The organism is Methylocaldum marinum (genome assembly GCF_003584645.1).
Taxonomy (GTDB): domain Bacteria; phylum Pseudomonadota; class Gammaproteobacteria; order Methylococcales; family Methylococcaceae; genus Methylocaldum; species Methylocaldum marinum.
The window spans coordinates 3,823,418-3,847,487 of sequence record NZ_AP017928.1 but is presented as its reverse complement, the minus strand read 5'-3'; the positions used below and the strand labels follow the sequence as shown (position 1 = coordinate 3,847,487).

Here is a 24,070-nt window from a genome sequence, read left to right as displayed (position 1 = left end):
TCAGCACTATGAAAACATTATGAAATGCTCCGCCGCAGCGCTTGTGTTTATCGCGAGAATGCTCGCCTGCCCCAAGACGACAGGCTGCGGCGGTGTTCCCGCAGTTCCTTAGCCAAGTACCGTGGCGGCGGACTGCGGGGGTAAAGCGGCGCTCAAAACATGAGCGGCATTCGTTTGAATGGTCATACCAATCTCCCTTTGGAAGCCGAACTCAGCGCGGCTTGGGTGTTTTCGGCAGACTCTTTCTTTCCCGGCGTGGCCAGCAGCCTGACCAATGCGGGTTTGAGGCGGGATTAATGGCTCGACTCGTTTTGTCTTCCATTGATAGTCTCCTTATTCAACATTTCGGACAATTCATCGAAGCGTCAGTGCCGGGCAAAACCACCGGGCTTGCTTGCCGCAACGGGTTTGGCGCTGGGTGTAGTTTTATAGCGAGACGAGAGGCTTAGCAGTGACAAATTCACATATCCGTATCGATCAAATCATTCGCCGGAAGAAGGCGAGATGAAGACTGGAAGGCCGGCGCACAAATCGTCAGCGATTTTTACAATAGCTGCCGCCCAACGGCAACCCCATCGCCATGTCCATCACTTCGACCGGAGGATAGGCCCGTACCCCCAGCCCGTCGGCGATTTGGCGGCGGCAGCTGGCGCCGGGCGCCACGATCAGGGTATCGGCTCCGGCCCTGAGAATGGCGGGAAACAGCGTGACGTCGGGAAGGGCGGCTTCGGCGCTCCCGAAGACGCCGTTTGCGATTGGGAAGGATTCCCGACCGATAGGGTGCCCGGTCGTAGGTCGGCAATCCCTTGCCGACGCAGACGCTCGAACGGGCCGCGACGTCGGGAAAGGATTCCCGACCTTGTATTATGAATTCCGTGTGGTTCGGAAGGGGTTGGAGAAGACTCCCGACCGGTCACCACAGGCCTGGAGGGCGCTCCAGGTTTGAGCGACTGGATGCCGTTCCCGCCCTTGGGACACCAAGCCCGTTGCGTAGATCGATGCAGCAGTCGCTCACCCTCATCGAGCGATCGAACAGTATCTTCGGCCCGGCTTGCCGGCAGCCCGCATTCACAAGGTAGATCATTTGAGGTTCATGATGCCCACGTTTTATCTCGGAATTGATGTCGCCAAAGCCAAACTGGACTGCGCGTTACGCCTCCCCAACGGGAAGTTCCGAACCAAAGTCATCGCCAACTCCCAAGACGGGTTCGCCACCCTCGTCACTTGGCTCACCGGCCCAGAGGCACGGAATGTTCACGTGTGTATGGAAGCCACTGGGGTGTATTGGGAAGACGTCGCCCAGTGCTTGGCTACCCAAGGGTTCACTGTCAGCGTCATCAACCCTGCCCAAATCAAAGCCTATGCCGCTTCCCGCTTAACCCGGACCAAAACCGATGCCGTCGATGCGCGCCTCATCGCCGAATTTTGCGCCGAGCGCCTCCGCCTCCCTGGCAGGCGAGAAGCGAAGCCGAAATCGCCTTGCGCGCGCTCGTGTTGCGTCTGGATGCGTTGCAAGCCCTGCGGACCCAGGAAAGTAACCGCCTGGAGGTCGCCCGGGACGCGGTGCGCACCAACATTCAAGAACACCTGAATTGGCTCGATCAGCAGATCAAGAGCCTGATCAAAACCATCAATGAGCACATCGACTCTAACCCCGATCTGAAGGGGAAGCGCGAATTACTCGAGAGCATCCCCGGTATCGGGGAACGCACCATCGCCATTCTGCTCGCCTTCTATGCCGAGCCCAGCCGCTTCGCCAATAGCCGACAAGCCGTCGCCTTCGCCGGGCTCGACCCGCGCCGGCAGGAGTCCGGAACGAGCGTGAAAACCAAGCCGCGGCTGTCCAAGGTCGGCCATGCCTTCTTGCGCAAAGCCCTCTACATGCCAGCCATGGTGATCCTGTATAAGACCGCTTGGGGCCAGCCCTTCAAGAACCGGCTCGCGCTCTCGGGCAAGCCCGCCAAGCTCATCATCGGTGCCATGATGCGCAAGCTCCTCCAGGTCGCTTTCGGCGTCCTCAAGTCCGGAAAACCCTTCGATCCAGCACTCCATGGCACTTGACCCGGATAACAGTATCTACAGGGAGGCTCGGTCGTAGGTCAAAGGATTCATGGTTCAATCTTCCTTGTCACAGATCAGGCGACGATAAGCTTAGGGACAGCGTCTTACCGGCCCCGGTTCGTGAAGAAGCGCCATGAGCGTGACCAAATACCGGATGTACCAAGTTGGCGTTGCCATCAGTTACTCCCTTGAACCCGGAGCCCAGACGAGTTCAGCGGCGTGCAGCGTGCTTTGAATCGGAGGAGCCGACACCCTACGGCCGTGTCTGGTTATCGGAACACAAGCCCACCGATCAATAAGACCATCATCAAGAGATGCATGATAAGAATAAAACACCAAGCTCTCGTCCGGTCCGCGCGCGTTGCAAAGCGTCTGACGAGATCGACGTCGATGATGCGATTGTAGGCATGGTGACGTTGAATCTTCCGAAAAGCGATGGCAAAGGCATAGAAGCCGATTCGAATGCCCCCGGAATCCCAGTGGCAGGGGCGCGGATAACCGGCTTCGACGATCTGCTTCTCGATCCGTTCCATCGACCACCGGCGGAAGACCGTCGTCGAGATGAGAGCGAACGGCACGAGGGCTACGACGGACCAGATATACCAGACCGGCATCTTCACCAGTCGGCTCCGGAGCTCAAATCCCATAAGCCTCGCGCGAGACTCTGTCCGGCCTGATCAACCACCGTTGCTACGCCAAAGCCGACAACCAAGCCGGCGCCGATAACGATAACCCAGCCCACCGGCGTTGCGGCCAAAGCGATGGTGCTGAGGGCGGAAACAGTCACCGTACCAGCCAACGTTCCAGCCGCTCCGCCCAAGCCGAACCCGGTCGCCTGAACCGAGGCCTCCCGCATCCAGTTCTCGCCCCGCAGGTACTTCTTGCGCACGCCGCGCAGCCGAATCCCGGCGTCGAGCACGATCATTCCCCGGCCGACATGTTGTATCCCCTTGGCAAGGTTGGACAGCTCCACCGCCTTGCCGTAATCAGCCACGTGAAGGCCGCGCCCGCGACGCCGGCTGGCGAGCGGGATGCCGCGCTCGGCGCTGGTCAAGGCGTTGCCGCGGTTTTTGCCCAAAGCGACGCGTGGGACGATGGCGTCCATTTTCGACCGGTAGAAGCGGTTGAGCGTCTCGAAGCCGTCATTTTGTGCGGGTCAATTTCGAGATCGCGCCCAACACGAAATGAAACTTTAGTTCGTAATCGGCGTTATGGGAAGCTGACCGGAGAGGAATTTCGCAAGTCTCGGCGGAAAGTCTTGAGCATTTTCATATCGCGTATAAGGGTAAATTCATGCGCCCATTTCAGAGCACTGAAGACGAATGAATTCGCGTCTACGCCGTGAATGCAAACCGAAAACACTCTAGCCACATGCCGAGCTCAGGCAAAAAACCGCCCCTGCGAACTCGTATCTTCAAGCCGGCCCCATCGCCATGCCCATCACTTCGACCGGATGATAGGCCCGCACTCCCAATCCGTCGGCGATTTGGCGGCGGCAGCTGGTGCCGGGCGCCACGATCAGGGTATCGGCTCCGGCCTCTCGAATGGCGGGAAACAGGATGAGTTCGGCAATGTCCAGCGAGACAGCATAGTGTTCTCTCTCGTAGCCGAAAACGCCGGCCATGCCGCAGCACCCTGAGGGAATGGGCTGAACGTCTACGCCCGGAATCAGGGATAGCGCCTTCAAGAGCGGCTGCATTCCGAGCAGCGACTTTTGGTGGCAGTGTCCGTGCACCAGCAGCGTCTTGCCCTTGAGCGCTTCGCCGAACGGATTTTCGTCGAGCCGCCCGATCTCCCGTTCGACGAATTCGTCGAAAGTGAGGGCGCGATCCGCCACCACGCGCGCCTTTTTTCCGAGCGACTCCCCTTGCGGCAAGTCCGCCGCTTCGTCGCGGAAGGTCAGGATTTCGGACGGCTCGAGACCGATGATCCAGCGGCCCGTTACAGCCCAAGGGTAAAGCCGCTCGACCGCCCGGCTCAGCCGCTTCCGAGCGGCACGCAAGAGCCCCTGGCTGATCTGTATCCGGCCCGATTCGAGACAGGGCGTCGCCGCCGCGCGAAACCCGCACCGCTCCAAAACCTCGAAAGCCGCGATCGCCAGCCGGGGTTCGTAGAATTCGGTGAAGGGATCGTTGAACAGCAAAACCTCGCCATTCCGGCTGGCCGGTTGCGCCGGCTGCCGGAGCTTCAGCCAGCGGCTGAAAGTCTTGTCGGCGAGAGGCGGCAGGGGACGCTCCGGATGAAAGCCCAGCCGGGACCTGATCCAGGGCTGCGCCAGCAGGCGATTGGACAAGGCGGGTGCGAAGCCCGCGAACCGGCTGAGCCGGTCGAAGTTTCCCACGATCCGCGCCCGCCAAGGTATGCCGGATCGGTCGTAATGCTGCTGCAGGAATTCCGCCTTCATCCGGGCCATGTCCACGTTGGCCGGGCATTCCGATTTGCAGCCCTTGCAGGCCAGGCAAAGGTCGAGGACTTCCCCCAGCAGCTCGCGATTGATCGCCGTCCAGGGTTCGGAACTGTCCATGACCTGCCGGAAGATGTTGGCGCGGCCGCGGGTGCCGTGTCTTTCTTCCCGTGTCGCCATGTAGGAGGGGCACATCGTGCCGCGCCCGGCGCTCTTCAGGCACGTCCCGGCGCCGTTGCACTTGGAAGCGGCGATTTTTAAGCCGGCTTCGCGGCTCCAATCGAAGTCGGCGGCAACCGGTTTCCCGTTCTCGTGGGCCCGGAGATCCGAAAGCAGCGGCGGAGGGTCGAAGATCTTGTGCGGGTTCAAAAGATCGTGAGGATCGAAGGCAGCCTTGATCCGGCGCAAGAGTCCGTAAAGCTCCTCGCCCAGCATAGCGGGCAGATAAGGCGATCGCAGGCGGCCGTCGCCATGCTTGGCGCTGATCGTCCCGCCGAAGCGGATCACCCGTTCGAACACTTCTTCGAGGATACACTGGTAAAGATGCCGTCCGTCCCGGCTGCCCGCATCGAGCAAGGGGCGAAAGTGCAGCAGCCCCCGCCCGGCCGGACCGAAGGCGACGCAGTCTACACCATGGTTGGCCATGATCGAGAAAACCGCTTCGGCATAAGCGGGCAGATCCTTGACCGCGACCGCCGTGTCCTCGATGCCGGTAACGGCCTTGACCGGACCCGGCATGCCCATGAGCAGGCCCAATCCCGCCGCGCGCAGGGCCAGCGCCCGTTCCCGAAGCGGCGAATCGAGCACTTTCCGGGCATAGCCCAGGTTCAGCGAATGCAATTCGGCCATCAGGCCCTCGATCGCGGCGTCGACGCCGTCGCCGGTTTCGTCGACGAAATCGATCAGCAGCACGGCGGCGGGATCGCCCTCGATCCAGAACCGGTTGCGCTGCTGCTCCAGATTGGTCTTGGTGAGCGTCAGGATATGCCGGTCCACCAATTCCAGTGCCGAGGGCTGATGACCCAGCACCACGGCGACCGCCGAAAGCGCTTGCGGCAAGCTTTCGAACTGGACGCAGACCAATCGGCGCCGGGCAGGCAGCGGCACGAGCCCGACTTCGATTTCGCTGATCAAGGCCAAGGTGCCCTCGCTGCCGCACAGCAATCGAGCCGGATTGAAAGGCGGTCCCCCGGATTCCCAGGGCTGCCCGAGCGCCAGCTCGTCCAGGGGATAGCCCGCGTTGCGGGGAACGCCGTCGGGGCGGGGAAAGCGATCGAGAATCAGCGCCCGATGGCGGTCGATCGCCTGATACACGGCGCGGTAAATCCGCCCTTCCAGGTTGTCCAGCGCCAATTTTTCCCGAAGCTGTTCGCCTCCAAGTGATTCGAACCGGACGATGCTGCCGTCGCTCAAGACCGCCTCGACGGACAGACTGTGATCGCGGGTCGTGCCATAGCGCAGGGCATGGCTGCCCCAGGCGTTGTTGCCGAACATGCCGCCTATCGTGCAGCGGTTGGCCGTGGAGGGATCGGGGGCGAACATCAGCCCGAACGGGCTCAGCGCATCGTTGAGATCGTCGCGGATCACGCCCGGCTGGACCCGCGCCCGCCGCCGCTCGGGGTCGATCGCGAGAATCCGGTTCATGTGGCGGGTGAAATCGATCACCAGGCCGTCGCCGACGCACTGCCCCGCCAGACTGGTTCCGGCCGCGCGGGGAATCAGCGGCAGTCGTTCCCGGGCAGCGAATCTCATCAGCGTCACGCAATCGTCCCGATGCTTGGGCCGCGCCACGGCCAGAGGCATCTTCTGGTGGGGCGAGGCGTCCGTGGCGTAAAGCCGGCGCGAGAGCCGGTCGGTCAAAAGCTCCCCTTCGAGCGCTCGGCTTAAAACCAAGAGTTTTGATAGCGGTTCGGATGTCATGACGGATGGTCTCGCTGTCTGCTTAGACCGGAAATAGGCCAGGAGGTTAGAGCCTTCCATGTCGAGGTCTGACGGCAAACCGGGATTTCGTAGGGTGGGTTAGGCGCACATCTGCACTGCCCGACTGCCGATCACTGCGCTTCGGGTGCGCCGTAACCCACCGAGCAAGCTCGAACCGGTGGGTTACGCGGAGCCTGTCCCGAGCCAGTCGAAGGGCCTGTCCCGAGCGAAGCCGAGGGGCTAACCCACCCTACGACATGGATCGACCCGGCGAAACGAGTTTATGGCACACGCCGATCATTCGTTGTAAGGTTTGCGGAAAACCGATGGGAGCAATCTCGATGGAATTACTGGAGGGTAAAAAGGCGCTGGTGTGCGGCAGCAGTCAGGGGATCGGCCGGGCCATCGCCATGCATTTCGCGGATCAGGGCGCCGAGGTCATTCTTCTTGCCCGCAACGAGCCGGCCTTGAAGCTCGTCTGCGGTGAGCTCGGCACCGCGCACGGACGGAAGCATAGCTATCTGGTGGCCGATTTCGGTCATCCCGATCGCCTGAGGCAGCTCCTGGAAGAACGCCTGCCGGAGATTCTTCCCATACACATCCTGGTCAACAACACCGGCGGCCCGCCCGGCGGGCTTCTATATGAAGCCGGGATCGAGGATTTCACGGAAGCCTTCAACCGCCATCTCGTCTGCAGCCATATCCTGGTCCAGGCCCTGCTCCCCGGCATGAGGCGCGAAAGCTTCGGCCGGATCATCAATATCGTTTCAACCTCGGTCAAGCAGCCGATCCCGGGGCTCGGTGTCTCCAACACGGTGCGCGGCGCCATGGCCAACTGGGCCAAGACCTTGGCGGGAGAGCTCGCGCCGTTCGGCATCACCGTGAACAACATCCTTCCGGGAGCAACCGAGACGGCGAGGCTGCGGGCCATCATGGAAGCCAAGGCCCGGAGCTCGAACAAATCCATCGATGGCGTGGTCGAACAGACTAAACGCTCGATTCCCCTGGGACGGTTCGGAAAGCCCGAAGAAATCGCCTACGCGGCGGGTTTTCTCGCGTCCGATTTGGCTTCCTATATCACCGGGATCAACCTGCCCGTCGACGGGGGACGTACGATGAGCTTGTAAATATGCAACGAATCGCGAATTACATTGCCGGCGAACTCGTTCCGCCCGTCTCCGGCCGCTACCTCGAAAACATTGAGCCGGCCACTGGCCGCTGCTATTCGGAAGTAGCGGATTCCGATGCCGCCGATATCGACCGGGCCGTGGCGGCCGCGAAGAAGGCATTTCCCGCCTGGGCCGAGGCTCCGCTGGAAGAGCGATCCAGGCTGCTGCGCCGGATCGCGGATCTCATCGAAGCCAAGGCCGACGCGCTCGCCCGCGCCGAATCGGTCGATGTCGGAAAGCCTCTGAGCGCGGCGCGCCAGATCGACATCCCGAGAGCCGCGGCCAATTTCCAATTCTTCAGCTCCGCCATCCAGCATTTCTTTTCCGAATCCCACGCCATGGGCAGCCAGGCGCTGAATTACACGCTCCGCGTGCCGCTCGGCGTGGTCGGCTGCATCTCGCCCTGGAACCTTCCGCTTTATCTCTTTACCTGGAAAGTGGCGCCCGCGCTGGCGGCGGGGAACACGGTCGTCGCCAAGCCCTCGGAGCTGACGCCGATGACGGCGTTTTACCTCTCGGAAATCTGCCGGGAAGCGGGGCTTCCGCCGGGGGTTTTGAACATCGTCCACGGCACCGGCGCCAAGGCCGGGCAAAGCCTGGTCGAGCATCCGAACGTGGAGGCCATCTCCTTCACCGGCGGTACCCAAACCGGAGCCCGGATCGCCGGGATAGCGGCCCCTAAGTTCAAAAAGCTCTCCCTGGAACTGGGCGGCAAGAATCCGAACATCATCTTCGCCGACTGCGATTTCGAACGGGCGGTGAGTACCACGGTCCGCTCATCCTTCCTCAATCAGGGCGAGATTTGTCTGTCGGGATCGCGAATCTTCGTCGAACGGCCGATCTACGAAACGTTCAGGGACGAGTTCCTGCAACGGACCCGGGCGCTGCGCGTGGCCGATCCCCTGAGCGGAGACAGCGACGTCGGCGCGCTCATTTCGGAAAGCCACCTCCGCAAGGTGCTGTCCTACATCGACCTGGCGCAGACCGAGGGCGGGCGGATCCTGACCGGCGGCAAGCGGGTGCGTCTGGAGGGCCGTTGCGAAAACGGCTTTTTCGTCGAGCCGACCATCATCGAAGGCCTCTCCCCGGACTGCCGGGTCAATCAGGAGGAAATCTTCGGCCCCGTGGTCACCCTGATGCCTTTCGATCACGAAGACGAAGCGGTCGAGTATGCCAACAGCACGATGTATGGACTTTCCGCCACGGTCTGGAGCGAAAGCCTCAAGCGCTGTCATCGCCTCGCGAACCGGATCCATTCCGGGGTGATCTGGATCAACTGCTGGCTGCTCCGCGACCTACGGACGCCGTTCGGCGGCATGAAGCAATCGGGCGTGGGGCGGGAAGGCGGCTTCGAGGCGCTCAAGTTTTTCACCGAAGCCAAGAACGTCTGCGTTTACTGTGCGTAAAGGAAGGTAAAGCCCTATTCGAATTGCCCTCACCCCAACCCAATCACTCCGCACGTCCCCTGTGCGGAGCCGCAAGCGGCGCTCGCGCGTGCAAATCGGCCTCGCCACGCGACGCCGTCCTGCTTCGCTCGCGAGTCCGGGGCAGCCCATCCCTGGCCTGCCCGCTCGTCGCGTTGCGCCTCGCCCTGCCGATTTGTCCCAGAGGGAGAGGGGGCTCTTTACTTTCTTGACTATTAGTTTCGGAGGATAGTGCGCATGACGGGTCAGCGTATCGACTCGGACAAAGCACCGGAACCCGTGGGGCTCTATCCCCATGCGAGACGAGTGGGCAATCTCTTGTTCCTGTCCGGGGTCGGGCCGAGAAAACGCGGCAGCAAGGCGATTCCGGGCGTCGAGCTGGACGAGGACGGGAACATCGCGGCCTACGATATCGAGGCGCAGTGCCGCTCGGTGTTCGAGAATGTGCGGCTGATCCTTGAGGAAGCGGGCTCCCATTGGGACAAGCTGGTGGACGTCACTGTTTTCCTGACCGATATGGAAAAGGATTTTCCGGCTTACAACCGACTTTACGCGGAATACTTCAGGACCAATCAGCCCTGCCGGACGACCGTCGAAGTGTCGCGGTTGCCGACCCCCATCGCGATCGAGCTGAAGTGCATCGCGACCATCGAATGAAAGCGGAGAATCGCCGTGAGAGAACTCAAGCCTTTCAACTTCCGTGAGTGGATAGACCAACACCGCCATCTGCTCAAGCCCCCGGTCTGCAACAAACAGGTGTTCGAGGACACGGAATTCATCATCATGGTGGTGGGCGGACCCAACCGCCGCAAGGATTATCACTACGACGAAGGCGAGGAGTTCTTCTACCAGATCGAAGGCGACATGGTTCTCAAGATCATGGAGGACGGGAAACCCAAGGACATCCGCATCCGGGAAGGCGATATCTTCCTGCTACCGCCGCGCATCCCCCATTCCCCACAGCGTTTCGCCGACACGGTAGGGCTGGTCATCGAGCGGAAACGAAGACCTTCGGAAAAAGACGGTCTCCTCTGGTACTGCGACAACTGTTCGAATCTGCTCTACGAGGAGTATTTCCAACTCGAAAACATCGAGAAAGACTTACCCCCAGTTTTCGAGCGGTTCTATTCGAGCAAGGAAAACCGGACGTGCAAGAAGTGCGGGACGGTGATGGAGGTGCCTTGAATACACATTCACGGCACACGGTAGGATGGGCAAAGGCCGGCAGGCCGTGCCCATCCATTTCTGGCTTTGATGGGCACGCTTCGCTTTGCCCATCCTACACACTTAAGTTCCCTCTCCCTTCGGGAGAGGGTCAGGGTGAGGGGATCAAATCCAGGTTTTCTTCCGATGAAACAACTGGCCAGAGCGCTACGAAAACAACAGACCGATGCGGAGAAACTATTGTGGAGCCGGTTGAGAAACCGCCAGCTACAAGGTTGCAAATTCCGCCGGCAACAACCTATTGGCCCCTACATCGCAGATTTCCTCAGCCTAGAACCGAAGCTGATCATTGAACTCGATGGTGGACAGCATACCGAGCAACAGGAACAGGACAATCAGCGAACCCGATACTTACAGGCTTTGGGTTATCGAGTGTTGCGGTTTTGGAACCACGAAGTACTAAACGATCTTGATGCGGTGTTGGAGGCAATACGAATTGCGATAGTTGTTTAATCCCCTCACCCCAACCCTCTCCCGGAGGGAGAGGGAGAAAGACCGGTACTTCGCAAAAAGGAAGGGGCTTGAGAACGGCTCATTATTAGGCACATGGAAAACAAACATGCTCAAAATCGACATCCATACCCACATCCTCCCGAAGAACTGGCCCGATCTTCGGGAGCGGTATGGCTATGGCGGATTCATGCAGCTCGATCATTACCGGCCGGGCTGCGCCCGAATGCTCAAGGACGGCGAATGCTTCCGGGAAATCCGGAGCAACTGCTGGGATGCCGGGACGCGGCTCAAGGATTACGACGAATTCGGCGTGCAGGTTCAAGTGCTTTCCACCGTGCCGGTCATGTTCTCTTATTGGGCGAAACCGGAGCATACGCTCGACCTTTCGAAGCTACTGAACGATCACATCGCCGGCGTCGTCGCCGAGTTTCCCAAGCGCTTCGTCGGGCTGGGCACCCTGCCCATGCAGGCGCCGGGTCTCGCCGTCCGGGAGCTGGAGCGTTGCGTCCGCGATCTCAAATTGGCGGGCGCCGAAATCGGCACGCACGTCAACGGCCTCAACCTGAACGAGACGCTTTTCTTCCCTGTCTACGAGGCAGCGGAAGATTTGGGAGCGGCCCTCTTCGTGCACCCCTGGGATGTCTTGGCCAACGAGCGGATGAAGAAATACTGGCTGAGCTGGCTGGTCGGCATGCCCGCGGAAACCGCCTTGGCGATCTGCTCGATGATCTTCGGCGGCGTCTTCGAGAAGTTTCCCCGGCTGCGGGTCGCGTTCGCCCATGGCGGCGGGGCGTTTCCAGGCACTTTCGGCCGTATTCAGCACGGTTTCGAGGTGCGTCCCGATCTTTGCGCCGTGGATAATGCCGTCGGGCCGAGCGAATACCTGGGACGCTTCTATGTGGACTCATGCGTCAACGATTCGCACCTCTTGCAGTGCCTGATCGATCTCCTGGGCGAGAATGCCATCGCCCTCGGTTCCGACTATCCGTTCCCGCTCGGAGAGCTTCAGCCCGGCAAGATGATCGCCGAGATGGAACTACCGCAGTCGACCAAGGCGCGGCTATTTCACGGCACCGCTTTGGAATGGCTCGGCATGACAGCGGATTCCTTCACATGACCGCCGTCGACGTCCATATCGGGCCACGGGTGTTCCGAATCGATTCGTCGAAATACTTCGACCTGTCCATTCCCGTCGCCTTCGACGGCGCAGGACTCAGCGCCTTCGGCCTGCCGCCCGCCGGCATGCGCACGGTGGAGAACGCCTGGTTCGTCGGAGATACCCGGCGCGGCGGCAGCTGCAACGTGAAGGAATACCGATTCATTCCCCACTGCCACGGCACCCATACCGAATGCGTGGGCCATATCGTGGATCAGGATTTGTCGGTTACCGAAATTCTGAAGGACGCCTGGATTCCGGCCACCCTGATTTCGGTGGAACCCGAACAAGGCGCGGATTGTCCGGAGAGCTACATCCCGGACAAGACCGACGACGACAGGCTGATTACCCGGCGGACGCTCATCGAAAAGCTGAAGAGGCTGGACGACGAAGAGTTTCACCAAGCGCTCGTCATCCGCACGCTCCCCAATTCACCGTCCAAACGAACACGGCGCTATGTCACGGCGCCTTATTGTTCCAACGAGGCGATGGCGGAAATCGTCCGCCGGGGCGTGGAACATCTCTTGGTGGATATTCCGTCGGTCGACCGCATGGACGACGAGGGCCGGCTGTCGAATCACCGCATTTTTTGGGGACTGCCGCCCGACGCGCGCGAGTTGAATCGCTGCGAGGCGCCGTTCCGAACGATCACCGAACTCGTCTTCGCGGCCGACGATATTCGGGACGGCCATTACCTGCTCGAGCTTCAAGTCGCGCCTTTCCTCGGCGATGCGGTATCCAGCCGGCCGCTGATCTACCCCGTGGAGGTTCCATGAGCTTCGAAGCCCACCGATCACTCGCCGAAGCGATGGACCGCGCCGACGCGCTCGGTTCCTACCGGGATTGCTTCCATATTCCGAAGCGCGAAGACGGCTCGGAAGAGATTTATTTCTGCGGCAACTCCCTGGGACTTCAGCCGAAATCGGCGCGGAGCTACGCGGAGGAGGTGCTGGCCGCGTGGGCGCGGATGGGGGTGCGGGGCCACTTCGAGGGAGATCGTCCCTGGCTGCCTTACCATGAATTCGCGACCGAGAAGCTGGCCCGGCTGGTGGGCGCCCTGCCGGTCGAAACGGCGGCGATGAACTCGCTGACGGTCAACCTGCATCTTCTGATGGTGAGCTTTTACCGTCCGACGCCGGAACGCCACAAAATCCTGATCGAGGAGCACGCTTTCCCCTCGGACCGCTACGCCGTGGCATCCCAGATCGCCTTTCACGGCTTCGATCCGGACGAATCGCTGATCGAGGCCAAGGCACGTCCGGGCGAGGCGGCGCTACGCACGGCGGACGTATTGGATCTCATCGAACGGGAAGGCGACGGCATCGCGCTAATCCTGTGGCCGGGCCTTCAGTTCTACACGGGACAAGCCTTCGCCATGGCCGAAATCGCCGAGAGCGGGCACCGGAAAGGCTGCGTGGTCGGTTTCGACCTGGCCCACGCCGTGGGCAATCTGGTCTTGAAACTGCACGACTGGAACGCTGATTTCGCCGTCTGGTGTTCCTACAAATATCTGAACGCGGGACCCGGAGCGGTCGCCGGCTGCTTCGTCCACGAGCGCCATGCCGAACGCTTCGATCTTCCCCGCTTCGCCGGCTGGTGGGGACACGACAAATCCACCCGGTTCGTCATGCCGCCGAGGTTCAACCCCTTGCCCGGCGCCGAGGGCTGGCAGCTCAGCAATCCGCCTATCCTTTCCCTGGCACCTTTGCTCGCTTCACTGGATCTGTTCGATCAGGCGGGAATGGACGCATTGCGGGCGAAGTCGGAAAGCTTGACCGGTTATCTGGAGGCTTTACTGAACGAGCGCTGTGGAGACCGGATCACGATTCTCACGCCATCGGAATCCAACGCCCGGGGCTGCCAGCTTTCGATCAGGCTGAAAGGGGATGGCGGACATACGCCGGCCCCATGCCCTCACCCCCTGCCCCTCTCCAAGACCCTCACCCGACCCTCTCCCAAAGGGAGAGGGCGTTTTGAAGTTCGGGAGAGGGGAGTTCAAGTCCCTCGCCCTCTGGGAGAGGGATTTAGGGTGAGGGAAAAAGACCTGTGCTTCGACAAGCCGGGCAAGGAGGTCTACGACGCCTTGATCGCCTCCGGAATCGCTTGCGATTGGCGCGAACCCGACGTGATCCGCGTGGCGCCGGTCCCGTTTTACAACCGCTACGCCGAGGTCTTCGATTTCGTGGAGCGGCTCGAGGGAGTACTCGACGATGAAGGTTAAAGAAATCACGCTGATCGGCGGCGGACTCGCCGGGTGTCTGCTCGCCGTATTCCTGGCCCGGCGGCGGTTTCCCGTGCGGGTTTTCGAACGCCTGCCGGACATGCGCAAACACCGGATACCGGCGGGCCGCTCGATCAATCTGTCCTTGTCCGTTCGCGGCATTCATGCCCTGAAGGCGGTCGGGCTGTATGGCGAAATCGAAAGACATCTGGTCGCCATGCCGGGCCGCATGATTCACGACCGGGAGGGCAATCTGCTCTATCAGCCTTACGGCCGCGACGAATCCGCGGTCCATTATTCGGTTGAAAGAGCCGTGCTCAACAAGATCCTGCTCGATGGGGCCGAGGCCGCCGGAGCGCAGCTTTTTTTCGGCGAAAAATGCGAGGAACTGGATTTCAAGGACCGGCTCCTGCAACTCCATCGGGAAGCGGACGGACACCGGCGCACCGTCCCGTTCGAGACCGTGATCGGCACCGACGGCGCGGGCTCGGCGGTGCGCCGGGTGATGATTGTTCAGAAAGGCATCGACTGCCGCGACGAGCATCTGCCGCACGGCTACAAGGAATTGGCCATTCCACCGAGGCCCGACGGCAGCTTCGCGTTGGAGAAGAATGCCCTGCATATCTGGCCGCGCGGCGACTTCATGCTGATCGCCCTGCCCAATCGGGACGGCAGTTTTACCGCCACCTTGTTCCTGCCGCATTCGGGTCCCGAGAGTTTCCGGACGCTCGCGGACGAACCGGCCGTCCTGGGTTTTTTCGAGACCGAGTTTGCCGACGCGCTTCCCCTGATGGCCGACCCGGTTCATGATTTCCTGAACCATCCCACCGGGGTCCTGGGCACGATCCGCTGCTTTCCCTGGCATGTCGCCGACAAGGCGCTGATCCTGGGCGATGCCGCCCATGCGGTGGTGCCTTTTCATGGGCAAGGCATGAACTGCGCCTTCGAGGATTGCGTCGTCCTCGACCGCCTGCTCGACGAGCACGAGGACTTCGAAAGCCTCTATCTCGACTTCGAAGCCCGGAGAAAGCCGAACGCCGAGGCCATTGCCGACATGGCATTGGAAAACTACGTGGAGATGCGCGACTCCGTCCGCGACCCCAAGTTTCACTTGCGCAAGCACATCGAGTGGCTGCTCGAGGAGCGCCATCCCGGCCGGTTCATCCCGCGCTACGCCATGGTCATGTTTCACCGCATTCCCTATGCCGTCGCCAAAACACGGGGCGATATCCAGGCCGGGATCATCGAGCGGCTGTCGAAACCGATAAACCGCGTGGACGACGCGGATCTCGCGTTGGCCGACCGGCTCGTCGCGGAACGCCTGCAGCCGGCAGCCTCAATGACCGAGTACAATGACTACTAGCCTTTCATTCCAATCAACAAGAGGAGAGCAAATGGCCGATCAGAGCAAGCACGCAGTAAACGTCGCCATGCGGGGCGACGGCTATTATTCGACCGTCACCAAAGGCGCCAAGGACGTGATCGACAGCGCCATCCCGTTGATTATCGATGCGATCTCCCGGCTGCCGGACCGGGCTCCGGCCCTGCCCTTCACCTTCTCCGACATGGGCTGCGCCGACGGCGGCACCTCGCTCGACCTGGTGCGGCAGGCGATCGGCACCGCCCGCGCCCGCTGGCCGGAGCGGCCGATTTCGGTGGTCTACACCGACCAGCCCCGCAACGATTTCAACAGCCTGTTCCGCATCGTCCATGGTCTGACCCCGCTCCCGAGCTACCTCGACCAGGCCGAAGACGTGTACGTGCTGGCTTCGGCCACCTCCTTCTACCGCCGGATCCTCCCCGCCGCAACCCTGGACCTCGGCTTCTCGGCGACCGCGATGCATTGGCTCAGCCGCAAGCCTTGCGACATCAGCGACCATATCCATGCCGTAGGCGCCTCGGGAGCCGAATTGGCCGCTTTCGCCGAACAGGGCCGGCGCGACTGGGAGACCATCCTGCTGCAGCGGGCGAGCGAACTGGCGCCGGGCGGGCGGCTGGTGCTGGTCAATTTCGTCAAGGACGAGGCCGGCCGCTATCTCGGCAATACCGGCGGCATCAACATGTTCGATACCTTCAACGAACTCTGGCGGCGATTTGCCGCGGAGGGCGTCATCGGCACGGAGGAATACGTGCGCATGACCCTGCCGCAGTATTACAAGACAGTGGACGAATTCACCCGGCCGCTGACCGATACCGGAAGCGCCGTGTATCGCGCCGGCCTGCGCCTAGAGCAAAGCGAAACCCGGATCGTGCCGTGTCCGTTCGCCGCCGAGTTCCGCCGACACGGGGACGCCGCGCGCTTCGCCCGGGAGTACATCCCGACCCTGCGCTCCTGGACCGAGAGCACTTTCCTCGGCGCCCTCTCCCCGGACCGACCGGCCGAAGAACGCCAAGGCATCATCGATCGCTACTACCGGGCCTATGAAGACCTCGTGCGCGAGAATCCCGCGAACCATGGCATGGACTGCGTGCACATTTACATGACCATTGCCAAGGCCGATGCCTGATTAATCCCGGAAACGGCAGTCGGGAAAGGATTCCCGACCTACAAGGGTGCCCGATCGTAGGTCGGCAATCCCTTGCCGACGAAAGACGCTCGACCGAGCCATGACGTCGGGAAAGGATTCCCGACCTTGTATTATGAATTCCGTGTGGTTCGGAAGGGGTTGGAGAAGACTCCCGACCGGTCACCACAGGCCTGGAGGGCGCTCCAGGTTTGAGCGACTGGATGCCGTTCCCGCCCTTGGGACACCAAGCCCGTTGCGTAGATCGATGCAGCAGTCGCTCACCCTCATCGAGCGATCGAACAGTATCTTCGGCCCGGCTTGCCGGCAGCCCGCATTCACAAGGTAGATCATTTGAGGTTCATGATGCCCACGTTTTATCTCGGAATTGATGTCGCCAAAGCCAAACTGGACTGCGCGTTACGCCTCCCCAACGGGAAGTTCCGAACCAAAGTCATCGCCAACTCCCAAGACGGGTTCGCCACCCTCGTCACTTGGCTCACCGGCCCAGAGGCACGGAATGTTCACGTGTGTATGGAAGCCACTGGGGTGTATTGGGAAGACGTCGCCCAGTGCTTGGCTACCCAAGGGTTCACTGTCAGCGTCATCAACCCTGCCCAAATCAAAGCCTATGCCGCTTCCCGCTTAACCCGGACCAAAACCGATGCCGTCGATGCGCGCCTCATCGCCGAATTTTGCGCCGAGCGCCATCCGCCTCCCTGGCAGGCGAGAAGCGAAGCCGAAATCGCCTTGCGCGCGCTCGTGTTGCGTCTGGATGCGTTGCAAGCCCTGCGGACCCAGGAAAGTAACCGCCTGGAGGTCGCCCGGGACGCGGTGCGCACCAACATTCAAGAACACCTGAATTGGCTCGATCAGCAGATCAAGAGCCTGATCAAAACCATCAATGAGCACATCGACTCTAACCCCGATCTGAAGGGGAAGCGCGAATTACTCGAGAGCATCCCCGGTATCGGGGAACGCACCATCGCCATTCTGCTCGCCTTCTATGCCGAGCCCAGCCGCTTCGCCAATAGCCGACAAGCCGTCGCCTTCGCCGGGCTCGACCCGCGCCGGCAGGAGTCCGGAACGAGCGTGAAAACCAAGCCGCGGCTGTCCAAGGTCGGCCATGCCTTCTTGCGCAAAGCCCTCTACATGCCAGCCATGGTGATCCTGTATAAGACCGCTTGGGGCCAGCCCTTCAAGAACCGGCTCGCGCTCTCGGGCAAGCCCGCCAAGCTCATCATCGGTGCCATGATGCGCAAGCTCCTCCAGGTCGCTTTCGGCGTCCTCAAGTCCGGAAAACCCTTCGATCCAGCACTCCATGGCACTTGACCCGGATAACAGTATCTACGGGGTGCCCGATCGTAGGTCGGCAATCCCTTGCCGACAAAGACGCCGGACCGGGCTGTGCCGTCGGGAAAGGGTTCCCGACCTACAAGGTGGCACGGTCGTAGGTCGGCAATCCCTTGCCGACACAGACGCTCGACCGGGCCGCGACGCCGGGAAAGGATTCCCGACCATTGTCCCGTCGAATCATCGGAACCAATGGATCGATCGGCGATTCCAATTTAGGGAAGCCCTGATCGCGTTCTTCGCCGGGCTCGCGACGAATACTCATTCCGAATGTCAGAGCTTTTTTAGGATTCCGATCGATTTATCCTAAAAACCGCAGTTGACTACCGAAATGACCGCAATGCCCCATCAGCCGCCGCATTCCCTCACCCCACCCCCTCTCCCGGAGGGCGAGGGGCTAAACGCCCTTCCCCTGAACTTCAAAACGCCCTCTCCCTTTGGGAGAGGGTCGGGTGAGGGTCTTGGAGAAGGGCCGGGGATGAGGGCCTGGCGCTTTTCAGGTTGTATCCAACTGCCGGATTTAAGTTTATCCGCAATAGGAGACGTGTATGCGATTCCGGAAACAGGCGATCTCGATGAGGACAGCCGGTCTCGGGGCCGGCTGCCCGGTTCTTTTCTTGGCGATGACGGCAGGCCCGGTCGGCGGCAAGCCGTTCGATGCCGTGGCCGAGGCGCAAACGCCGAAAGCCGCCGCGTCCAACCGGCCGGAATCGCAGAAGTCGGCGCATGACCGCTCCGAGGCTTTCCGCGCGACCAGCGCCCAACCCTCCTCGGATGCTTTTGGCAGCCAGCCCGACCAGGGCAAGGTGCTGGGCTTCGATTTTTACCGCGACCCCCTCAATGCCAAGAAGCCCATGCGGACTTTCGAGGAAATCATGAAGGAGGACAAGGCGGCGAAGCCCAAGATCATGGAGGATCAGCGAAAACTGCTGGAAAGCCGCTACGACTTGACCCCGCGCTTTCATCCCGAGGCGAAAATGTCGCGGGGCAAGCCGGTTCCGGTGGGGCCTACCGCGCGCTTGCGCGACGGCGTCACCTGGGAATCGCTGGCCGCGATGACACCCGAGGAGATGCGCAAGAAGGGCGTGTTTCCCTATCCCGCGCTGCCGCATCCCAAGCAAGCCACCGGCGGCCAGGTCTTCCCGAAAATGCAGATCGAGATGTTCCCGAGATTGGAGCGCTTCGACGTGGAGTTCGATTTGCCGGATGCCTTCCTGCCGGAGTTTCCGCCCGCCATGTTCCTGCAGAATCGGCCGGAACTGGGCGACGTCTCGCGCGGCGAAGTGGTCTCGATCAACAACTATTACGCGCTTTTCAAGGACCTGTTGACACCCGTGCAACTCGACGGACTGCGCTTGCTGCTGACGCCGTTTCCCCAGGAAGAATTCAATCCCACCGACGACCGCAAGAGCGAGCAGCCCAGCCTCGGCGTCACCTGTCTCGATTGCCATATCAACGGCCATACCACCGGGCAATTCCACCTCAACCCGGATAACCGCCCGCAGGAACGGCGCCTGCGTCTCGACACGGTCAGCCTGCGCGGCATGTACAATCAGCAGTTGCACGGTTCCAAGCGGAGTCTCCGCTCGGTCGAGGACTTCACCGAATTCGAATTCCGCACCGCCTATTTCAACGGCGATCCGATCCACGCCATGAAAAAAGGCTTTACCCAGTTCGACCGGGTCCAGGTTTCGCACATGGCGCAGATGCAGAACATGTTCGACTTCCCGCCGGCGCCCAAGCTCGACGTCGCCGGCGGACGGCTCGATCCGGCGAAAGCCACCGATGCCGAGCGCCGCGGCGAGCAAGTGTTCTTCGGCAAGGGCAAATGCGCCGAATGCCATATGCCGCCCGCCTATCTCGACGACCGCATGCACGACCTCCGCCTCGAACGCTTCGTCAACGAGGCGCCTACGGGACCGATAAAGACTTTCACCCTGCGCGGCATCAAGGACAGCCCGCCCTACATGCACGACGGACGCTGCCTGACCCTGGAGGACACGGTGGAATTTTTCAACCTGGTGCTGGAACTGAAACTGAACGCGCAGGAGAAAGCGGACCTGGCGGCGTTCATGCGGGCTTTGTGAAGCTTTGCTTTAAGGTTCCCGAACGGCGTTCGGGAACCTTCGAAAAAAAGAAAGCCCCTCGGGTGAGGGGCTTTCGGGGACTGCCGAGGATTACAGGACTTCTTTGCGGCAGTTGGCCGGGAAATACTTGTAGTGCGCGGGATCGGCACTGGTGCCGCAGTGCCATCCGAGAATCGAGTCGCCGTTGGCGGCCGCAGTCGCGGGCGGATCGGAATCGTTTGTCGGACTGAGGACGAGAGTAGCGCCGTTTACGTCGGTGTGCACGTTCCGCAGCGTAATGGTGATCTTGCCGGCAGCAACCGCTAATTCCTGGACATACTGCGTTGGATCGATGGAACAACCGGCCTCTGCCGCGCTAGCAGGCAACGTGCTAGTGGCCGCCGCGTATTCCATGACGCCGGTTTTGCATGCGCCGGCCGCGGTGACCGCTTCGAGGACTTTCGAGCGATTGAGGTAGTCCTGGTAAGCCGGGATACCGATCGCCGCCAGGATGCCGATGATCGCCACGACGATCATCAGTTCGATCAAGGTGAAACCTTTTTGGGTACGTTGTATGGATGACATAAACTTCCTCCTAGTAGTGGTAGTGCGTGATGCGCAATCGGAATAGTGCAACGGCCGTGCCACACGGAAGAATCCGGGTTTCAGGCGTAAACCGCGGAGGCGGGCCTGGTTTCGATGTCAAAATGTGACGCGGGTAAGGTCAGAATCTGCCGCAAGATCGTTAAGATGTGACGTGCGGAAGGAGCGCGATACATGACCGAAAAAATCGACTTTCTGGTACTCGCCGATGCCGATATCGGCGAGCTTTATCTGACGAATCGCGGCGACGGGCGAAGCCCGGTGCTACGCTTTCTTGCCCGAAACGGCAAACGCGATCTGCTCCCCGGGGACAAGATCGATTTCGGCGCGGGCAAATGCGGGATGGTATCGGCGGCCGAACTGGTCGCCGCCTGGGGCGGCAAGCCGAAGCGCATCGAAGAGGCCCGCCGCGCCGCAGCGGAGTTCCTGCGGCAGTGGCCGGAAGGCCCCCAGCTGGATTCCCCCGATCCGGCATCGATTCCCTAGACCTCGGACCGGTGTCGGCCGGTTTCCCCCGAAATCCCGAAGCCTTCGTAGGTCGGCAATCCCTTGCCGACAAGACGCTGGATTTAGCCGCGACGTCGGGAAAGGAGTCTACTTAGCCATTGTTCCCCTTCCTATTTTCAACGACCGAGTTCGCAGTGAATTACCAACCGCGCGATTTCATCGAAACCCATGACGGATTGATTTTCGCCGTCGTCGACGGTTTGCCCGAGGACGATCGAGTGCTCTGTTTTCTCCGATATGCTCCCATCGGAGGAAAACTGGCCAAAATGGGCACTGACCAAGCCAACGCTTACCTGCAGTCACGGGCGCCCCGGTATCTGTTTTTGTCGGAACGGCTGGACGCACGCCTGCATGCCGTGCCGCTGGCCGACATACGTCGGCATTACCGGCCCCGAGAGCGCGTGCGTGAATTGCTGAATTCGGAGCCGCGGGACGAGATCGAAAGAAAAGCGGTGAGCTTGCTGCAGAAATTCGGCGCGCTCGGCGTGGAAATTGGGCGGATCGGTCTGACCGGCTCTCTATTGATCGGCGTACAAACGCCGAAGTCCGACCTCGATTTCGTGATCTACGGACGCAAGGCATTTTTCGAGGCTCGCGACATCGTCGGACGATTGATCGGGTCCGGAGAACTGCAAGAACTGAATGATGCGGCATGGCGCGACGCCTACGACCGCCGCGGCTGCGCGCTCGGCTTCGAAGAGTTCCTCCGGCACGAACGCCGCAAGCTGAACAAGGCGATGATCGGGGGAACGAAGTTCGACATCACCCTGATCGCCGAGCCGCTATCGATGGAATCGGGTCCTGTCCGCAAGCTCGGTCCCATCCTGATTCGAGCGGAAGTCGCGGATGCGGCATGCGCATTCGACTATCCGGCACGGTACCGACTGAACCATGCCGAGTTCGCGGAAGCCGTCAGTTTTACCCACACCTACGCAGGTCAGGCTCTGGCCGGAGAAACCGTGGAGATCTCGGGACTGCTGGAGGAGTCGCCCTCCGGCAAGCGGCGCATCGTCGTCGGCTCCAGCCGTGAAGCTTCGGGGGAGTACATCAAGGTCGTGTCCTGGGCGAACTCCCCGCATCCGGATAGGCAAACATAATGACCTTTGTTACATTTCGGCCCCGCATTCTGTAAAACAAAAGACTTGCGCATTCGGCTCGTTCTTCTTTCGGGAAACGGAGTTCTCGCGGCAGCTTTGCGTAGGTTCTTGAAGATTAACGACAGAGGAGACAACTATGATCGGTGGCGTGGTCTCGGTAGTGATTTGCGTGTGGTTTTATCGCACCGCTGTTCGGCTCAATCTCAACGTACTGCAGTGGATCGTCGGTGCTCTCATTGTTTATTACGGGATCAAGGCGATCTGGACTTACGCCATTCTCAAGCCCATGCTGGGCGGATCGTTCACCTATTACAGCGCGACCGCCGGCGTCATGATGGAGGTGTCGGGTGCCCTGCTCGGCGCTCTGGGCGCGGTATTGTTCCGCAACCTGGTCATGCTCAAGCAGGCCCGATGAGCTTTAGCCGCGCGGGTTCGAGCGTTCCGGATTGCCGGGCCGTCATTTTCGACATGGACGGCCTGGCTCTGGACACCGAATCGACCTATTGCCACGCCTGGCGCTCGGCAGCGGCCGACCTGGGTTTCGATCTGAGCGAAGCATTCTGTCGCAGCCTGTTCGGGCGGCACGCCGACGATGTGGAGCGGGCACTGAGCACCGCCTTGGGCGACCGGTTCGACCGCCGATCGTTTCACGCATCGGCGGAACGACACTGGCGGCGCTATCTGAACGAGCACGGCATAAGACGGATGCCGGGCCTGGACCCATTGCTCGCCATCCTGAAGCGCAGAGCTATTCCTTATGCGCTGGCGACCAATAGCGACGGCCTGTATGCCGGGGAGTGCCTGCGCCTCTCGGGTACCGAACGGGCATTTCCGGTGGTCGTGACCCGTGATCAGGTGGAGCGGGGAAAACCCGCGCCCGATCTATTCATCGAGGCGGCGAGGCGTTTACGGGTTCCGCCGGACTTATGCCTGGTGCTGGAAGATTCGGAAACCGGATTGAAAGCGGCATGCGCCGCCGGGACGGTTCCGGTGCTGATTCAAGGGAACGAAGAAATACGTCTTCGAATGGCGGCATCGGCGGCGCTGAGCTTTCCGAGCTTACAGGACCTGGCCGAGTTGCTGGACCGGAATGAGTGAGAGAAAAAGTCTTCTGCCGTCTCTGTCGCGACCCCCCCGTTCCGGTATGACGCTGAATCGGGAAGGGTAAGCACTTCGCTGGCCAAGAGCCTTTTCCGATCAGGCGGCGCGGATCGGAAAAGGCTCTTGGCCTTTGTGTTTGAGTTTACGGGTATAGGTGCGGCCGTCGCGGAACGTGGCGGCGCGGTTGAATTTCCCGGCAAACTTGGCGACGGGATTGGTCTGGGGGATGCGAGGTCGTTTGGTTTTCTTGCTCATGGTCTTGCTCTCGTTAAAAATGCTTGCGCCGGAAGTACCGGCTGGCCGTTAAGACCGCTCCGAAGCGGATCGGTTCCGGAGTCCATAGGTCACGAAAAGTTATAGTGCTTGCGCACGGTTTCCAGAATCTTCCAGGTGCATTTCAATCCGGCCCGGAAGATTACCAGATCACCCTTGCCGAATTCCACCGATTCGCCGCCTTTGGGCGTCACGATCACCCGTCCTTCCAACAAATAGCAGGTTTCGGTTTCGTCGTAGGTCCACGGAAATTCCGACGGTTCCTTGCTCCATATCGGCCATTGCCGTACACCCAAAGCTTTTAGCCGATCCTCGCCGATTTGTTTTTCGATACGGATATCGTTCATCTCTCCTCTCCCATAGGTGCGGGTTGAAAGTAGTTGCTGGCCTGGGCCGTAGGTCGGGAAAGCATTCCCGACCTTGTATTATGAATTCCGTGTGGTTCGGAAGGGGTTGGAGAAGACTCCCGACCGGTCACCCCAGGCCTGGAGGGCGCTCCAGGTTTGAGCGACTGGATGCCGTTCCCGCCCTTGG

At 60.9% G+C, this 24,070-nt stretch carries 24 protein-coding genes and 1 pseudogene; 18 read left to right on the top strand and 7 right to left on the bottom strand.

Annotation, left to right across the window (positions count from 1 at the left end):
• The first annotated feature begins 159 nt into the window (after positions 1–159).
• Positions 160–297 (top strand): hypothetical protein, encoded by a 138-nt coding sequence (locus sS8_RS28225; protein WP_170161135.1) that lies wholly within the window; start codon positions 160–162, stop codon positions 295–297.
• 799 nt (positions 298–1,096) lie between these two features.
• Positions 1,097–2,061: pseudogene (locus tag sS8_RS17030) on the top strand (IS110 family RNA-guided transposase).
• A gap of 269 nt (positions 2,062–2,330) precedes the next feature.
• On the opposite strand, the gene sS8_RS17025 reads toward sS8_RS17030, so the two are convergent.
• The 3 genes from sS8_RS17025 to sS8_RS17015 form a co-directional block, all read right to left on the bottom strand.
• On the bottom strand, positions 2,331–2,681 hold the full coding sequence (locus sS8_RS17025) for a hypothetical protein (RefSeq protein ID WP_145986577.1): 351 nt from the start codon (positions 2,679–2,681) through the stop codon (positions 2,331–2,333).
• Positions 2,678–3,166, bottom strand: a complete 489-nt coding sequence (locus tag sS8_RS17020) for a hypothetical protein (RefSeq protein ID WP_119630717.1) — start codon at positions 3,164–3,166, stop codon at positions 2,678–2,680. The genes sS8_RS17025 and sS8_RS17020 overlap by 4 nt, the downstream gene beginning before the upstream one ends.
• Positions 3,167–3,475: 309 nt before the next feature.
• Positions 3,476–6,385, bottom strand: coding sequence for an FAD-binding and (Fe-S)-binding domain-containing protein (locus tag sS8_RS17015; protein ID WP_119630715.1), 2,910 nt, complete (start codon positions 6,383–6,385; stop codon positions 3,476–3,478).
• A gap of 326 nt (positions 6,386–6,711) precedes the next feature.
• On the opposite strand from sS8_RS17015, the gene sS8_RS17010 reads away from it, so the two are divergent.
• The 11 genes from sS8_RS17010 to sS8_RS16960 all read left to right on the top strand — a co-directional run bounded on the left by sS8_RS17010 (position 6,712) and on the right by sS8_RS16960 (position 17,868).
• The gene (locus sS8_RS17010) at positions 6,712–7,512 is read left to right on the top strand and encodes an SDR family oxidoreductase (RefSeq protein ID WP_197716549.1); all 801 of its coding nucleotides are present in this window, start codon (positions 6,712–6,714) and stop codon (positions 7,510–7,512) included.
• 2 nt (positions 7,513–7,514) lie between these two features.
• On the top strand, positions 7,515–8,960 hold the full coding sequence (locus tag sS8_RS17005; protein WP_119630711.1) for an aldehyde dehydrogenase: 1,446 nt from the start codon (positions 7,515–7,517) through the stop codon (positions 8,958–8,960).
• 255 nt (positions 8,961–9,215) lie between these two features.
• Entirely contained in the window at positions 9,216–9,635 is a 420-nt protein-coding gene (locus sS8_RS17000) for a RidA family protein (protein WP_119630709.1), read from the top strand.
• Positions 9,636–9,650: 15 nt separating this feature from the next.
• Positions 9,651–10,163 (top strand): 3-hydroxyanthranilate 3,4-dioxygenase, encoded by a 513-nt coding sequence (locus sS8_RS16995; RefSeq protein WP_119630707.1) that lies wholly within the window; start codon positions 9,651–9,653, stop codon positions 10,161–10,163.
• A 165-nt stretch (positions 10,164–10,328) separates the two neighbouring features.
• On the top strand, positions 10,329–10,655 hold the full coding sequence (locus sS8_RS16990; RefSeq protein ID WP_119630705.1) for an endonuclease domain-containing protein: 327 nt from the start codon (positions 10,329–10,331) through the stop codon (positions 10,653–10,655).
• A gap of 106 nt (positions 10,656–10,761) precedes the next feature.
• The gene (locus tag sS8_RS16985; RefSeq protein ID WP_119630703.1) at positions 10,762–11,772 is read left to right on the top strand and encodes an amidohydrolase family protein; all 1,011 of its coding nucleotides are present in this window, start codon (positions 10,762–10,764) and stop codon (positions 11,770–11,772) included.
• The gene (locus sS8_RS16980; protein WP_170161134.1) at positions 11,769–12,587 is read left to right on the top strand and encodes a cyclase family protein; all 819 of its coding nucleotides are present in this window, start codon (positions 11,769–11,771) and stop codon (positions 12,585–12,587) included. Before sS8_RS16985 ends, sS8_RS16980 begins: the two co-directional genes overlap by 4 nt.
• The gene (kynU, locus tag sS8_RS16975) at positions 12,584–14,032 is read left to right on the top strand and encodes a kynureninase (RefSeq protein ID WP_197716548.1); all 1,449 of its coding nucleotides are present in this window, start codon (positions 12,584–12,586) and stop codon (positions 14,030–14,032) included. The genes sS8_RS16980 and kynU overlap by 4 nt, the downstream gene beginning before the upstream one ends.
• The gene (locus sS8_RS16970; RefSeq protein WP_119630699.1) at positions 14,022–15,395 is read left to right on the top strand and encodes an FAD-dependent monooxygenase; all 1,374 of its coding nucleotides are present in this window, start codon (positions 14,022–14,024) and stop codon (positions 15,393–15,395) included. The genes kynU and sS8_RS16970 overlap by 11 nt, the downstream gene beginning before the upstream one ends.
• A gap of 31 nt (positions 15,396–15,426) precedes the next feature.
• Positions 15,427–16,539, top strand: a complete 1,113-nt coding sequence (locus sS8_RS16965) for a class I SAM-dependent methyltransferase (RefSeq protein WP_170161133.1) — start codon at positions 15,427–15,429, stop codon at positions 16,537–16,539.
• A 363-nt stretch (positions 16,540–16,902) separates the two neighbouring features.
• Positions 16,903–17,868 (top strand): IS110 family RNA-guided transposase, encoded by a 966-nt coding sequence (locus sS8_RS16960; RefSeq protein WP_084161956.1) that lies wholly within the window; start codon positions 16,903–16,905, stop codon positions 17,866–17,868.
• Positions 17,869–17,968: 100 nt separating this feature from the next.
• Here sS8_RS16960 and sS8_RS16955 read toward each other — a convergent pair whose 3' ends face one another.
• A complete protein-coding gene (locus sS8_RS16955) occupies positions 17,969–18,154 on the bottom strand; it encodes a hypothetical protein (protein ID WP_119630695.1) in 186 nt (61 codons plus the stop codon).
• 283 nt (positions 18,155–18,437) lie between these two features.
• Here sS8_RS16955 and sS8_RS16950 point away from each other — a divergent pair, with 283 nt between their 5' ends.
• Complete coding sequence (locus tag sS8_RS16950; RefSeq protein WP_119630693.1) at positions 18,438–19,976, top strand: cytochrome B6; 1,539 nt, start codon at positions 18,438–18,440, stop codon at positions 19,974–19,976.
• A 90-nt stretch (positions 19,977–20,066) separates the two neighbouring features.
• Here sS8_RS16950 and sS8_RS29590 read toward each other — a convergent pair whose 3' ends face one another.
• The gene (locus tag sS8_RS29590) at positions 20,067–20,540 is read right to left on the bottom strand and encodes a pilin (RefSeq protein WP_179952378.1); all 474 of its coding nucleotides are present in this window, start codon (positions 20,538–20,540) and stop codon (positions 20,067–20,069) included.
• 192 nt (positions 20,541–20,732) lie between these two features.
• Here sS8_RS29590 and sS8_RS16940 point away from each other — a divergent pair, with 192 nt between their 5' ends.
• The 4 genes from sS8_RS16940 to sS8_RS16925 all read left to right on the top strand — a co-directional run bounded on the left by sS8_RS16940 (position 20,733) and on the right by sS8_RS16925 (position 23,260).
• Positions 20,733–21,044: a hypothetical protein gene (locus sS8_RS16940; RefSeq protein WP_119630691.1), complete on the top strand. Its 312-nt coding sequence runs from the start codon at positions 20,733–20,735 to the stop codon at positions 21,042–21,044.
• Between the two features lie 155 nt (positions 21,045–21,199).
• The gene (locus sS8_RS16935) at positions 21,200–22,162 is read left to right on the top strand and encodes a nucleotidyltransferase domain-containing protein (RefSeq protein ID WP_119632858.1); all 963 of its coding nucleotides are present in this window, start codon (positions 21,200–21,202) and stop codon (positions 22,160–22,162) included.
• A gap of 136 nt (positions 22,163–22,298) precedes the next feature.
• Entirely contained in the window at positions 22,299–22,577 is a 279-nt protein-coding gene (locus sS8_RS16930) for a hypothetical protein (protein ID WP_119630689.1), read from the top strand.
• A complete protein-coding gene (locus sS8_RS16925; protein ID WP_119630687.1) occupies positions 22,574–23,260 on the top strand; it encodes an HAD family hydrolase in 687 nt (228 codons plus the stop codon). The genes sS8_RS16930 and sS8_RS16925 overlap by 4 nt, the downstream gene beginning before the upstream one ends.
• Before the next feature lie 99 nt (positions 23,261–23,359).
• Here the strand turns inward: sS8_RS16925 and sS8_RS28220 are convergent, their stop codons facing one another.
• The gene (locus tag sS8_RS28220) at positions 23,360–23,518 is read right to left on the bottom strand and encodes a DUF7230 family protein (protein ID WP_170161132.1); all 159 of its coding nucleotides are present in this window, start codon (positions 23,516–23,518) and stop codon (positions 23,360–23,362) included.
• An 89-nt stretch (positions 23,519–23,607) separates the two neighbouring features.
• Positions 23,608–23,883, bottom strand: coding sequence for a cupin domain-containing protein (locus sS8_RS16920; RefSeq protein WP_119630685.1), 276 nt, complete (start codon positions 23,881–23,883; stop codon positions 23,608–23,610).
• Between the last annotated feature and the right edge of the window lie 187 nt (positions 23,884–24,070).

What these genes read in the sequence shown, in the direction of transcription:
- sS8_RS16920 (WP_119630685.1), bottom strand. Translation starts at nt 23,883, where the DNA reads ATGAACGATATCCGTATCGAAAAACAAATCGGCGAGGATCGGCTAAAA.
- sS8_RS17015 (WP_119630715.1), bottom strand. Translation starts at nt 6,385, where the DNA reads ATGACATCCGAACCGCTATCAAAACTCTTGGTTTTAAGCCGAGCGCTC.
- sS8_RS16955 (WP_119630695.1), bottom strand. Translation starts at nt 18,154, where the DNA reads ATGAGTATTCGTCGCGAGCCCGGCGAAGAACGCGATCAGGGCTTCCCT.
- sS8_RS16990 (WP_119630705.1), top strand. Translation starts at nt 10,329, where the DNA reads ATGAAACAACTGGCCAGAGCGCTACGAAAACAACAGACCGATGCGGAG.
- sS8_RS28225 (WP_170161135.1), top strand. Translation starts at nt 160, where the DNA reads ATGAGCGGCATTCGTTTGAATGGTCATACCAATCTCCCTTTGGAAGCC.
- kynU (WP_197716548.1), top strand. Translation starts at nt 12,584, where the DNA reads ATGAGCTTCGAAGCCCACCGATCACTCGCCGAAGCGATGGACCGCGCC.
- sS8_RS16960 (WP_084161956.1), top strand. Translation starts at nt 16,903, where the DNA reads ATGCCCACGTTTTATCTCGGAATTGATGTCGCCAAAGCCAAACTGGAC.
- sS8_RS16970 (WP_119630699.1), top strand. Translation starts at nt 14,022, where the DNA reads ATGAAGGTTAAAGAAATCACGCTGATCGGCGGCGGACTCGCCGGGTGT.
- sS8_RS16930 (WP_119630689.1), top strand. Translation starts at nt 22,299, where the DNA reads ATGATCGGTGGCGTGGTCTCGGTAGTGATTTGCGTGTGGTTTTATCGC.
- sS8_RS16985 (WP_119630703.1), top strand. Translation starts at nt 10,762, where the DNA reads ATGCTCAAAATCGACATCCATACCCACATCCTCCCGAAGAACTGGCCC.
- sS8_RS16950 (WP_119630693.1), top strand. Translation starts at nt 18,438, where the DNA reads ATGCGATTCCGGAAACAGGCGATCTCGATGAGGACAGCCGGTCTCGGG.
- sS8_RS16940 (WP_119630691.1), top strand. Translation starts at nt 20,733, where the DNA reads ATGACCGAAAAAATCGACTTTCTGGTACTCGCCGATGCCGATATCGGC.
- sS8_RS28220 (WP_170161132.1), bottom strand. Translation starts at nt 23,518, where the DNA reads ATGAGCAAGAAAACCAAACGACCTCGCATCCCCCAGACCAATCCCGTC.
- sS8_RS17000 (WP_119630709.1), top strand. Translation starts at nt 9,216, where the DNA reads ATGACGGGTCAGCGTATCGACTCGGACAAAGCACCGGAACCCGTGGGG.
- sS8_RS16925 (WP_119630687.1), top strand. Translation starts at nt 22,574, where the DNA reads ATGAGCTTTAGCCGCGCGGGTTCGAGCGTTCCGGATTGCCGGGCCGTC.
- sS8_RS16965 (WP_170161133.1), top strand. Translation starts at nt 15,427, where the DNA reads ATGGCCGATCAGAGCAAGCACGCAGTAAACGTCGCCATGCGGGGCGAC.
- sS8_RS16980 (WP_170161134.1), top strand. Translation starts at nt 11,769, where the DNA reads ATGACCGCCGTCGACGTCCATATCGGGCCACGGGTGTTCCGAATCGAT.
- sS8_RS17020 (WP_119630717.1), bottom strand. Translation starts at nt 3,166, where the DNA reads ATGGACGCCATCGTCCCACGCGTCGCTTTGGGCAAAAACCGCGGCAAC.
- sS8_RS17010 (WP_197716549.1), top strand. Translation starts at nt 6,712, where the DNA reads ATGGGAGCAATCTCGATGGAATTACTGGAGGGTAAAAAGGCGCTGGTG.
- sS8_RS29590 (WP_179952378.1), bottom strand. Translation starts at nt 20,540, where the DNA reads ATGTCATCCATACAACGTACCCAAAAAGGTTTCACCTTGATCGAACTG.
- sS8_RS17005 (WP_119630711.1), top strand. Translation starts at nt 7,515, where the DNA reads ATGCAACGAATCGCGAATTACATTGCCGGCGAACTCGTTCCGCCCGTC.